Origin of the sequence: Micromonospora sp. A202 (genome assembly GCF_006715105.1) — a bacterium.
GTDB lineage: Bacteria > Actinomycetota > Actinomycetes > Mycobacteriales > Micromonosporaceae > Micromonospora > Micromonospora zamorensis.
This window is the reverse complement of sequence record NZ_VFMP01000001.1, coordinates 6,449,722-6,461,362: the sequence shown is the minus strand read 5'-3', so window position 1 is coordinate 6,461,362 and position 11,641 is coordinate 6,449,722. Positions and strand designations below refer to the sequence as shown.

General features: G+C 69.6%; 10 protein-coding genes. 5 read left to right on the top strand and 5 right to left on the bottom strand.

What is annotated here, in order from left to right:
• The first annotated feature begins 33 nt into the window (after positions 1–33).
• The gene (locus tag FBZ33_RS29970; RefSeq protein ID WP_030328187.1) at positions 34–228 is read left to right on the top strand and encodes a hypothetical protein; all 195 of its coding nucleotides are present in this window, start codon (positions 34–36) and stop codon (positions 226–228) included.
• Here the strand turns inward: FBZ33_RS29970 and FBZ33_RS29965 are convergent.
• Entirely contained in the window at positions 213–1,391 is a 1,179-nt protein-coding gene (locus FBZ33_RS29965) for a glycosyltransferase family 4 protein (protein ID WP_141913018.1), read from the bottom strand. The genes FBZ33_RS29970 and FBZ33_RS29965 overlap by 16 nt on opposite strands.
• Positions 1,392–1,507: 116 nt before the next feature.
• Positions 1,508–2,773 carry an acyltransferase gene (locus FBZ33_RS29960; protein ID WP_141911721.1) on the bottom strand — a complete coding sequence of 422 codons (1,266 nt, stop codon included), beginning with the start codon at positions 2,771–2,773 and terminating at the stop codon, positions 1,508–1,510.
• A 112-nt stretch (positions 2,774–2,885) separates the two neighbouring features.
• Here FBZ33_RS29960 and FBZ33_RS29955 point away from each other — a divergent pair, with 112 nt between their 5' ends.
• On the top strand, positions 2,886–4,091 hold the full coding sequence (locus FBZ33_RS29955; RefSeq protein WP_141911719.1) for a DUF3068 domain-containing protein: 1,206 nt from the start codon (positions 2,886–2,888) through the stop codon (positions 4,089–4,091).
• Positions 4,092–4,143: 52 nt separating this feature from the next.
• On the opposite strand, the gene FBZ33_RS29950 is transcribed toward FBZ33_RS29955, so the two are convergent.
• Positions 4,144–4,908, bottom strand: a complete 765-nt coding sequence (locus tag FBZ33_RS29950) for a class I SAM-dependent methyltransferase (protein ID WP_099849252.1) — start codon at positions 4,906–4,908, stop codon at positions 4,144–4,146.
• Positions 4,909–5,307: 399 nt separating this feature from the next.
• Here FBZ33_RS29950 and FBZ33_RS29945 point away from each other — a divergent pair, with 399 nt between their 5' ends.
• Positions 5,308–5,922, top strand: coding sequence for a DUF6230 family protein (locus FBZ33_RS29945; RefSeq protein ID WP_141911718.1), 615 nt, complete (start codon positions 5,308–5,310; stop codon positions 5,920–5,922).
• Positions 5,923–5,999: 77 nt separating this feature from the next.
• Positions 6,000–7,586, top strand: a complete 1,587-nt coding sequence (locus tag FBZ33_RS29940; protein WP_141911716.1) for a DUF6114 domain-containing protein — start codon at positions 6,000–6,002, stop codon at positions 7,584–7,586.
• A gap of 74 nt (positions 7,587–7,660) precedes the next feature.
• Here FBZ33_RS29940 and FBZ33_RS29935 read toward each other — a convergent pair whose 3' ends face one another.
• Entirely contained in the window at positions 7,661–9,331 is a 1,671-nt protein-coding gene (locus FBZ33_RS29935; protein WP_088950624.1) for a DUF885 domain-containing protein, read from the bottom strand.
• A 130-nt stretch (positions 9,332–9,461) separates the two neighbouring features.
• Here FBZ33_RS29935 and FBZ33_RS29930 point away from each other — a divergent pair, with 130 nt between their 5' ends.
• A complete protein-coding gene (locus FBZ33_RS29930) occupies positions 9,462–10,442 on the top strand; it encodes a DMT family transporter (protein ID WP_088950623.1) in 981 nt (326 codons plus the stop codon).
• 100 nt (positions 10,443–10,542) lie between these two features.
• Here the strand turns inward: FBZ33_RS29930 and FBZ33_RS29925 are convergent, their stop codons facing one another.
• A complete protein-coding gene (locus tag FBZ33_RS29925) occupies positions 10,543–11,613 on the bottom strand; it encodes a PHP domain-containing protein (RefSeq protein ID WP_141911715.1) in 1,071 nt (356 codons plus the stop codon).
• Positions 11,614–11,641: the final 28 nt, after the last annotated feature.

Genomic DNA, 11,641 nt, shown 5'->3' with positions numbered 1-11,641 from the left:
TCCGCTCGCACGTCTCGCCATTGGAGGATTGGCATGCGTAGAGCTCTGACCCTGGTCGTCTCCGGCATGGTGGCGGCGTTGCTGGGGATCCTGGCCCTCGGCGGGCTCTCGGCCGCCGCGACCGCCACCGACAAAGAGGCGGCCAACGAGGCCAAGAGTGTTTCGGAAGCGGCCAAGCGTGCCGGAAAGAAGGACCCGTACGCCCCCGAGGTCTACGGCGACAGGTAGGACGGCTCGCCCCGCTGCTGCACTGGGCGGGGCGACTCCACACCGTTGAGCAGGTCCGCGAAGTGCCCACCCGCGGCCTGCCAGGTGAAGCTCGCCGCGTGCTTCCGGGCCTGCGCCCCCATCTCTCGCCGCATTTCGTCCTCGTGCAGAAGCGTGCGCACCTTCGCCAGGTAATCGTCGATGTCGTCGGCCAGCAGGCCGGTGCGCCCGTTGACGATAGCTTCGGCGACTCCACCCGCTTCCCGGAACGCGACCGTTGGCGTGCCCGCGGAACCCGCCTCGACAATCGTCAGACCCCAGCCCTCCTTCAGTGACGGGGTCAGGGCAACCCAGGCGGAGGCGAGCAGAGCCGCTTTCTCCTCCTCCGTCACGAAGCCCCGGAAATCCACCCGCTCGGTGATGTCCAGCTCCGCGGCGAGCTCGCGCAGGTGCGACTCCCACCAGCCCTGGCCGGCGACGACCAGCCGCAGCTGGGGCAGCTCGTCGGCGAGGGCCGCGACCGCCCGCAACGCCACCTCGACCCGCTTGTGTGGCACCAGCCGATTCAGCGTCACCAGAAGCGGGAACGGCGCCCGTTCGGCGTCGGTGCGGGGCAGCGCCGGGGTGCCGTTGTGCACCACGGCGACCTGCTCCGGCGGTACGCCCAGCACGGCCAACTCTCGGCGGGTGGCCTCGGAGACGGTGACGTACCGGCACCGCCGGTAGACGCGTACGGCGAGCGACGACTCGACCCACCAGCCGAACCGGGCCGCCCACTGCGGAAGGACCACCGGCCACTGCTCGCGATGCACGTGGTGGATCAGCTTGACCACCGGTCGCCGTGCCCACAGCGGGGAGAGGAACGGCAATCCGTTGCAGACGTCGACCAGGATGTCGGGCCGGCCGCCCCGACGGCTTGACAGCGGGCCCACGCCCAGCGCGCCGGCCAGGTAGCTGAGCGCCGCCCAGAGGTAGACGGTGTGTCTGCCGCCGCGCCGCACCAGCCGGACACCCGCCTCGTTGATCTCGTCGCCGGGTGCCTCGCTGTGGGCGGCGCAGAAGAGGGTGGCGCGGAAACCGCGCGCCACCAACTCGGCGGCGATCCGTTCCACGTACACCTCGGAACCGCCGCCCTCGGGGTTACGGGTGTCTCGCCAGTTGAGGAACAGCACGTGTCCGGGCATGCCGAAGCGACGCTCCACGCGAACCCTACTCTCAAGTAATTTAGGGACGCGCGTCACACTAGGGGCTGGGGTGCCGGCCCGGCAATGCCCAGGTGGGGCAGCGCTGATCGGCTGCGCTACGCGCCGACCGTGGGCGTCGGCGTACCCGCCGGGACTGTCGGTGCCGTGCGGGCCGGTGCGGCCACATCGACGACGGGCTTATCGGATGCCTGCCCGCGCCCGGCCCGTCGGTTCCGACGCTGCGATCCGAGGACCTGCAGGGGCCGCTCGACGCCGTAGTAGCTGACGGCGGCGTACACCAGGCCGAAGACCATGGTGAGTACGAAGATGTTCAACAGCCCGCCGGTGAAGAGCGGTCGGTCGTCGATCAGGTAGATGAGTTCGATGACCAGCGGGTGCCACAGGAACAGTCCGTACGAGACGGTGCCGAGCCATCGGGCGGACTCGGCGCCGAAGGCCGCCTTGACCCGCGTTGGCCCGCCGAAGGCCACCGGGATCAGGATCAGCGACGCGATCGCGAGGTACAGGGCCAGCTTGACCGCGAACTCGGCGGCTGTCGGACCGGCGAGGTCGCGGGGTCCGGCGATGGGCGTCGTCGCGATCGCCATCAGCCCGACCGCCGCTGCCCAGCAGGCAATCGGTGCGGAGGCGAGGTCGTCCAGTACGCGGAATGCGGCGGGCGCGGTCCCGGTGCGCAGGGCGACGTGCGCCGCCGCCATGGCCATCCCTGCGCCGAACCAGGCCGCGTACGAGGGGAGCCACGTGGTGTGCAGGCCGTTGTCGAGCCAGCCGATCCCCATCAGGGCGAGCCATCCCGCGGTCACCAACAAACCCCCGCAGACGATCACGACGGTTCGGACGGGACGCCATGACCGACCAACAGCGAGCACGGCGACCAGCGGCAGGATCAGGTAGAACGCGACTTCGGTGGCGAGACTCCAGGTCTGGCTCAGCCCCGAGCGCAACTGGCCAGGCCCGTAGATCTGGGTGAAGGTGAGGTGGCGAATCCAGTCACCGGCGGACGCCGGCCGATTCTGCGGCAGGACGAACAGGCAGACCAGCACGGCCAGCCAGTAGGCCGGCAGGATTCGTAGGGCCCGTCGCCAGAGGTACCGCCCGGCGCGCGGTCGGGCCTGTCCCGTCGCGGCGTTCAGGGCCCACGGTCGGAACAGCAGGAATCCGGAGAGCACGAAGAAGATGGCAACGCCGACGTCGAGCCGGGCCAGCCAGCCGCCCCACGTGGTGTTCATGGTGGCGGCGGTCTGGAACCCGACGTGGTGACCGACGACCGCCACGGCGCCAATTGCTCGCAGCGCATCGAGGGCGGGGAGTCGATCGGTTGCCGAAGTCTGCGGAACTATTGGCGCGGCGGCTGTGGACATCTGGACATCCAGGGGGTCGCTTTCGAAGGTGACCGGGGAGTAACCTCCCGCCATGTTAAGGATCGGGTGCCCCGGACAACAGGTCGTAGGGCGGCAGGTTACAGGAGGATGAGTGAAGCTTCGCGTGGGCGCCGCGCTATTCGGGCTCGGTGTTTTGTTGCTGGTCTTCGCGGCTGGGCTGCCGTTCTATGTGGCCCCCTCCGTGACCAAGCTCCCTTATGATCTTGAACCAACGACGTCCGTCGCGGAGGCAAAGAACGCCAAGTTCCTGAAGCTCACTCGCGTCGGCGAGTCGGTGAGCATCGAGGTCCTGCAAGGTGACCTCGTCTCCAGCGTCGAGGTCATTCCTCAGCCGGACGACACGAAGGACCGGCTACCCAAGGAACTCAAGGGCGACGCGGTGATCTGGGACGTCTACCAGACGGTCAGGCGTGCCGACACCCCGGACGTGGTCAGCCAGTACAGCACCGAGTTGGCCCTCTACCGGATCTCCGGCGCGGCCGCCCCGTGGAAGGAGCAGTGGCTCAACGAGAGCGGCGCGGAGCAGACTCCGGTCGGGAACGTGAACTACTCCGGCCAGATCTACAAGTTCCCGTTCGGTGCCGGCAAGCGGGACTACCAGGTTTTCGACCGTGACCTGAAGCGGGCCGTCCCGGCGAAGTACATCGGCACGGAAAAGATCAAGGGCATCGAGGCATATCGCTTCGAGCAGCGGATCGAGAACGAGGTACTGAACACCCCGGAGGCGAGCCTCAAGCCGCTTCTGGGCCGGTTCGCCCCCGGCGCCACCAGCGGCCAGATCGTCTACAGCAACACCCGTACGCTCTGGATCGACCCGGTGACGGGCTCCTACGTGAACGTCCGGGAACAGCAGAACAAGGAGCTGCGCCCGGACACCGGCACCGCCACGGTGCTGCTCGACGCGGACTTCAACTACAACGACGACACGGTCAGCCGCAGTGTCGAGACGGTCAAGGACAACCGCTTCAAGATCGGCCTGATCAGTTTCTGGGGCCCGATCGCCGCCGGTGTCCTTGGTCTGATCGCCCTGGTCGTCGGCGTATGGCTGGTGACGCGGACCAACGACGGTGCCGCCCGGCACCGCGCCGACCCGGCTGTGGCACCCGGTGCCGACCCGACTCAGACCCGGGTGGACCAGGAACCGGTGCGCGACGCGGAGACCGCCGAGCAGCCCAGGACCGAGCCCGCAGGCGGTCCACTGACCGACGAGATCCCGCCGGCGTCGACGAACTGGAAGTCCGAGGACCCGACGGTGCCGGCCCAGCGCCCGGCGCACGGCGAGGTGGAGCAGCGCTAACGGGTACGACAGGAAGCACGACCGAGGGGTGGGCCGCATCGCGGCCCACCCCTCAGTCGTGGAGCGGCTCCTGCCTCGGATGCCCTGCGCGGCGTACCGCGTACCGCATGCAGACCCAGTCTTCGCTGTACAGCAGATCGCGCCACTGCCCGACGATGTCCCCACCATGTGCGGCCATGAGCCGCACCATGTCGGCGTGTGGTACGACAGTCATTTTCATCGGCGCCGGATAATTGAGCAGGTGGCACTGTGCCCAGCTGATCAGGCGGGACGGCGCCAGATGCCAGACGATGCCCCTGGCCGTACGCCCCGGCTCGGTTGGCAGCCCCAGGACGGCGATGCCGCCCGGCCGCAACACGCGCAGGAACTCGGCCAGATAGTGATCGATGGCGGGGCGCGGCAGGTGTTGCAACACCAGGGCGCTGTAGACCAGGTCGAAGTGGCCGTCGGGAAACTGGCTCAGGTCCGGTGCGTCGTTGAGGACGAACCGGATGTTCTCGGCGCTCCGGTTGAGTCGCCGAGCGGCCTCCAGCATGGTCGGAGCTATGTCCACACCGACGACCTCGTCCGCGTGTGGGGCGAGTGCCTGAGACAGTCGCCCGACGCCGCAGCCGAAGTCGAGCACCCGCTCCCAGCGGGTGGGCAGGCCGAGTTGGCGAAGTTGGCCGGATGTCCCCTCGACGTCGGTGCGGCCCGTGGCCAGGAACTCCTCCACGTCCCACCGTCCGCCGCGTTTGCCGGGCTCAACGAGTACGGCCCAGAGCGGATCTTCAGCTCCGAGCTTGGTCCAGTCGCGTCGCACGTCGTTCAGTTGCACGTCGAAACCCTAGGACCTCCGGCCGTTCGGTGGGGTCCTGCTGTTCCCGGGATCGCCTGGATGTTCGGACGAGAGGAGTGAGCCGAACGGCTCTCCGCGATTGCGTGCTTTACATCCGTTACCTAATTGTAATTCATCGATGCCCTGCCACTCTCCGTTGTTGGGGGGCAAGGTTATGTCGTCTTTGTCGCCTGTCGAGGGTTCTGTCCACACAGATAATTCCACGATTCGTGACGGCGGCCTGCTGTTGAGTCGCCCTCGTGTTGCCGCCGGATGGCCAGGGGGTTGTGAGCCGCGCCGCAACGGGTGCACGATCAGGCTCGATCGTTACCCGCCGGTAACACATGACGGGCCCGGTGCGGGCCGCCAGTGCGGGACCGGCCACCTGAGGAGGAACCCGTGCAGGCTCGGTTTGAGGATCAGGGTCGTACCCGGTGGCGGCGGTTCGTCGCCATGGCGGTCCCCGCCACCGCCGCCGTCGGAGCCATCCTGTTCGGCATGTCGACCGGCGCCATCGCGTCCGACGTCACCGTGTCCGGGCAGACGTTCAAGATCGGCGCGGCCCGCCTTGAGGGCGACGGCTTCAAGCAGTACGGCGGCGTCGTGCGCGAGAAGGGTGAGGACGGCAGGACCCACCCGATCGCCGTCGCCGAGATCAGCAGCGCAGAGCTCTACAACCTCTGCCAGTCCATCCGCTCTGACCTGCCTGGCCTGCCTGTGGTTCTCACCATCAACGCCGGTGAGGGCAAGGAGCCTGCCCGGGCCAAGGACCTGCTGATCGCCATGGACTCGCTCGACGGCAACGCGACGTTCACCAACATCAAGATTGGCCGGGACGCGACCGACCTGAACGCGACGGCGCAGAAGGGTTCGTTCGGCCAGAACTCCGACCACGTCACCATCACGAACCTGCAGCAGGTGTCCCGGTACACCACGGCGGCCACCTTCAACCTGGTCGGACTCCGGTTGAAGGTCAACGTGGGCGACGAGGCCAAGGGCAAGGAGTGCTTCTGAGGTGAGCCGGGGCCCGCGGTGGCCGACCACCGCAGGCCACGTCCACGTCCCCGTCCCCGCTCCGCCAGGAGGAGTACGTGACAACCGCCAACGCGTCCCACACCCGGCCCGGCGGCACGGCCCAGGCGTGGCAGACCTTCCGCCGCTGGCAGCGGAGCCGACCGTTCTGGGGTGGTCTCTTCATCGCCCTGGCCGGGGTGGCGATGTTCGCCTCCACCCGGATGACGATCAACGGCCTGAGCTTCCACAGCGGAGCCACCGGTCTGCTCTCGCTCCTGATCCCGGTCATCCTGGTGACCTGCGCCCTGCTGCTCTGGTTGAGCCCGGCGCAGCGGCTGTTCTACTCGGTCGTCGCGGCGGTCACAACGGTCTACTCGCTGATCGGGCTCAACCTCGGCGGCTTCTTCGTCGGTCTGCTGCTCGGCATCGTCGGCAGCGCGCTCGCGTTCGCCTGGACCCCGATCCGACCCGCGCCAGCCGTCGCCGAACTATCCGACACCGACCTGTCCGACACCGAGCTGCCCCTCGCCGACCAGGTCGATGCGGGCCAGGCGGAGGCGGATCAGCCTGGCGCGGATCAGGCGGACGCGGGTCAGGGCCACGCCGAGCAGAGCGGAGTCGAGCGGCTCGACACGGAGCGGATCGGAGTCGAGCGGCTCGACACGGAGCGGATCGGAGTCGTGCAGGCCGACGCGGCCGACGAACGGGTGGATCACCCGACGGGCGGCGCGACCGACGCGGGCGCACCCCCCGAGTGGCCGGGACGTTCCGCTGATCCGCGGGTGTTCGGGGTTGCGCTGCTGGTGCTGGGCCTCGCTGCGGCCGGCCTGGCCACCCAGCCCAGAGCGGTGCAGGCCGCACCGACCCGACCCGCCGCGACCGCCTGCCCGACCCCGTCCCGCTCCGTCACGCCGTCGCCCAGCCCCACCACTCCCACCGGGACGCCGACCCCGACACCGAGCGCCAGCCCGGAGCGGGACGGCAACATCATCACCGACATCCTGGACGGCATCGGGGACCTGTTCACCGGTGGACGCAGCGAAAAGACAGCGACGCCGTCGGCCACCCCGACCGCCAGCGCGTCGGCGAAGCCGACAGTCACGCCGACGGCCCGTCCCGGCTCCACGGCCTGCCCGTCACCGAAACCGGGCGGGTCGGGCAAGCCCGGGGCCACGACACCCGACAAGCCAGACAAAGCGGAGCCGGGCAAACCGCTGCCCCGCATCGCCGCCGACCCCAATCTGCCAATGGTGGGCCAGACGCCGTCCAAGCTCACCGGCTCCAAGGTCACCATGACCGGGCTGCGGTTCGACGGGACCACCGAGCTGCAGACCGAGAAGGGCAGCCTCAAGGTGCTGAAGTTCAGCATGCGGGAGGCGGTGACCGACGACTTCCTGCTGGTCGCCGACGGCCCCGACGGGCGCACCCAGCGGTACAAGACCGACCGGCTGACCGTCCGCGGTGACGTGGCCTTCTACTCCACCCGGTTCGTCGGCAAGCTGCTCGGCATCAAGCTCACCCTGACGCCGGACCTGCCGTTGCCGGACGGGATCCCGGTCACCCTGCCGATCTCGATCACGTTCACCGACCCGGTCATGGACCTGGCGTACGTCACAAGTGACACGCTGACCGCCCGGCCGTCGTTGGCGCTTGCCCTCGGCTGAACGACACATCCGCCCCGATGGCTCCGGGTGCTGGCGGCTCGTTCGTACCGCCAGCATCCGGAACCGTCAGCGGCTCAGAGCCGGGCCAGCGCCCGGCGCAGCGGGTCGAGGCCCAGCGCGCCCAGGTCCAACGCCTGCCGGTGGAACTCGCGAAGGTCGAAATCCGCGCCCTTGCGGGCCTTGGCGTCCTCGCGGGCCTGGAGCCAGATCCGCTCACCGACCTTGTACGACGGGGCCTGCCCCGGCCAACCCAGGTAGCGGTTCAGCTCGAAGCGCAGGTTCTCGTCCGGCACCCGGCAGTGCGCCCGCATGAACTCCCAGCCCAACTCGGGCGTCCACCGCTCACCGGGGTGGAAGCCGAACGGGTTGTCCTTCGGGATCTCCAGCTCCAGGTGCATGCCGATGTCCACGATCACCCGCGCCGCTCGCATCGCCTGACCGTCGAGCATGCCCAGCTTGTCGCCCGGATCCTCCAGGTAGCCCAGCTCGTCCATCAGCCGCTCGGAATAGAGCGCCCAGCCCTCGCCGTGCCCGGAGACCCAGCAGAGCAGCCGCTGCCAGCGGTTGAGCAGGTCGGCCCGGACGGCGGTCTGTGCCACCTGGAGGTGGTGACCCGGCACGCCCTCGTGGAAGACGGTGGTCACCTCCCGCCAGGTGGAGAAGTCGCTGATGCCCTGCGGCACCGCCCACCACATCCGGCCCGGGCGGGAGAAGTCCTCACTCGGGCCGGTGTAGTAGATGGCGCCGTCGCTGGTCGGGGCGAGGCAGCACTCGATGCGGCGGACCTGCTCCGGGATGTCGAAGTGGGTGCCGTTCAGCTCGGTGATCGCCTTGTCGGCGAGCTCCTGCATCCAGTCCCGGAACGCCTCCTTGCCCTGGATGGTCCGGGCCGGATCGGCGTCCAACCGGGCCACGGCCTCGTCGACGGTGGCGCCCGACCCGGCGATGCGCCCGGCGACGACCCGCATCTCCGCCTCCAGGCGGGCCAGCTCCGCGAAACCCCAGGCGTACGTCTCGTCCAGGTCGACCTTGGCGCCGAGGAAGTACTGCGAGGCCAACTCGTAGCGTTCCCGGCCAGCGGCCTGCTTGTCCCGCCCGTGCGGGGCCATCTCGGTACGCAGGAACTGGCCGAACTCGGCGGTCGCCGCAGTCGCCGCCGCCGCACCCCTACGCAGCTCCGCGCCGAGCGAGCCCTCCGCGTCCAGCCGCTCGACCAGCCCGTGGAAGAAGTTGTCCCCGGTCGGGTCGACCCAGATGTCGCACTGCTTGGCCACCTCGACCAGCTGCACCTTCGAGCTGACCTGACCGGCGGCGAGCGCCTCGCGCAGGGTGGTCTTGTAGCCCTCCAGCGCGCCGGCGAAGCCGTTGAGCCGGGCCGCGATGTTGGCCTGCTCGTCGGCCGTCGCGGTCGGCATCAGGTCGAAGACCATGCGAATCTCGTGCAGCCCGCTGGTGATGACGCTGACCTCGCTGGTCACCTCGCCGGCGTCGTACCGGGCCAGGTCCAGACCGAGCCTTTCCTGCATGGCCTCCTTGGCGGTCCGCTCCAACTCGGTTGCCGGCTCGGTCACCTCCAGGTCGGCGAGAGTCCGGCGGGTGAGGTCCGCACGCGCCCGGTAACCCTCGGGCGAGAGGTCGTCGAGTTGGTCGTCATGGCCGGCGATGCCGACGAAGGTCGCGCCGGTGGGGCTCAAGGGCGCCCACTCGGCCACGTATCGGTTGGCTAGTTCATCGATTCGTCCCACGCTGCGACACTACGTGACCACCCCGCCCCCGTGTCGATGACGTTTGTCGTGTTCAGCAACAGGTTCCGGCAGCGTGTGACGTCCGAAAAGGCGTGCGACTTTGTCGGAGCGCTACGGCAGAGTGTCAGGGGTGAACGCCGATACCACTCCTGACAAAGCGCCAATCCGTTCCTGGTTGCCAGGCTTCGTCGCCCTCGCCGCGATCTGGGGCTCCAGCTTCCTCTTCATCAAGGTCGGGGTGGCCGAGCTGCACCCGGTCCAGCTCACTCTCTACCGGGTCGTCGCCGGCGCGTTGACCCTGCTCGTCGTCCTCGCCATGCTGCGCGACCGGCTGCCCCGAGAGCCTCGCGTCTGGGCACACCTGAGCGTCGTCGCCGCGTTCGGTGTGGCAGTGCCGTTCACCCTCTTCGGCTACGGCGAGCAGCGGGTCGAGTCGATGCTGGCCGGTATCTGGAACGCCACCACGCCGCTGATCGTGCTGCCGTTGGCGGTCCTGGTCTTCCGCACCGAGCGGCTGACCGTGCGCCGTGCGGTCGGGCTCGGGCTGGGCTTCCTCGGTGTGCTGGTAGTGCTCGGGGTCTGGGAGGGCATCGGCGGGGCCCACTTCACCGGCCAGCTGATGTGCTTCGGCGCGGCCGCCTGCTATGGCGTCGCCATCCCGTACCAGAAGCGGTTCGTCGCCGGCAGCGCGCACTCCGGCCTGTCGCTGTCCGCCGCGCAGCTGCTGCTCGCCGCCGGGCAACTGGCCATCGTCACCCCGTTCGTCGCCGGCATGCCGCCGCTGCCCACCGAGCTGTCGGCGGGAGTGGTGGCCAGCGTGTTGACCCTAGGCGCGCTCGGCACCGGGCTCGCTTTCGTGATCAACATGCGCAACATCCGGGTGGCTGGCGCGAGCACCGCCTCCACCGTCACGTACCTGATCCCGATCTTCGCGGTGCTGATCGGCGCCGTGGCGCTCGACGAACGCCTCAACTGGCACCAACCGGTCGGCGCGTTGATCGTGCTGCTCGGGGTCGCGGTCTCGCAGGGTGTGTTCGGTCGCCGACAGCCCCGGCCGGTGGTCGGGGTCGGTGCGCCCGCAGCACCCGCCGCCGAACCGGTCCGCCACTGAGGCCCGCCGTGCCGCCGGGGCGGCGGCTGGAAGGGGTTGGTCACTGGAGGGCCGGCCACCGCCGGCCGGCCCGCGGAAGGGGTCGGGCGGGGCCTCCAGGTCAGGCGTGGCTGTGGGTCCAGTCCACGAGTTGCTCGGCGGACCAGGTGTTGACCACCCGGTCGGCGGGGACGCCGCAGAGGGCGGCCCGTTCGCAGCCGAACCGTTGCCAGTCGAGCTGGCCGGGCGCGTGGGCGTCGGTGTTGATGGCGAACCGGCAGCCCGCCTCCAGCGCGCGGCGGATCAGCCGCTTCGGTGGATCCTGGCGCTCCGGCCGAGAGTTGATCTCGACGGCGGTGTCGTGCTCGGCGCAGGCGGCGAAGACCGCGTCCGCGTCGAAATCGCTCTCCGCCCGGGTCCGGGCCCGGTGACCCCGGTCGCCCGGGCCGGTCACTCCGGCCGGGCGGGACGACACCATCCGGCCGGTGACATGGCCGAGGATGTCCAGGTGCGGGTTGGCGACCGCGGTCAGCATGCGACGTGTCATCTTCGACCGCTCGTCCTTGAGGTTGCTGTGCACCGACCCGACCACCACGTCCAGCCGGGCCAGCAGCTCGTCGTCCTGGTCGAGTGAGCCGTCCGCGAGGATGTCCACCTCGATCCCGGTGAGGATCCGGAAACCCTCGGGCAGCGCCGCGTTGACCTGCGCGACGTGGTCGAGTTGCCGGCGCAGCCGGGCCGCGGTCAGGCCCCGGGCCACCGTCAGTCGTGGCGAGTGGTCGGTCAGCACCAGGTACTCGTGGCCCAACTCCACAGCGGCCAGCGCCATCTCCTCGATCGGCGAGCCGCCGTCGGACCAGTCCGAATGGGTGTGGCAGTCGCCCCGCAAAGCGGCGCGTAGCGCCGTCGCCTCGGCGTCCAGGTCGCTGCCCTCGGTCGCCACCAACCGCCGCAGGTAGACCGGCTCCTCACCGGCAAGCGACTCCGCCACACAGCGGGCCGTGACGTCACCAACCCCGGCCAGCTCGGTGAGCGTGCCGTTGCCGGCCCGGTCGGCCACCTCGGTCGCAGGCAGGCCGGCCAGCGCCTTCGCCGCCGACCGGAACGCCCGGACCCGATAGGTGGCCTCGTTCGCACGCTCCAACAGGAACGCGATCCGGCGCAGGTCGGCGATGGGGTCCCGGGCCTTCATCCCACCGAACCTAGTCGGTGCCGCGCCG

Coding starts and splice junctions, on each gene's coding strand:
- FBZ33_RS29970 (WP_030328187.1), top strand. CDS start 34: ATGCGTAGAGCTCTGACCCTGGTCGTCTCCGGCATGGTGGCGGCGTTG.
- FBZ33_RS29965 (WP_141913018.1), bottom strand. CDS start 1,391: ATGCCCGGACACGTGCTGTTCCTCAACTGGCGAGACACCCGTAACCCC.
- FBZ33_RS29925 (WP_141911715.1), bottom strand. CDS start 11,613: ATGAAGGCCCGGGACCCCATCGCCGACCTGCGCCGGATCGCGTTCCTG.
- FBZ33_RS29960 (WP_141911721.1), bottom strand. CDS start 2,773: ATGTCCACAGCCGCCGCGCCAATAGTTCCGCAGACTTCGGCAACCGAT.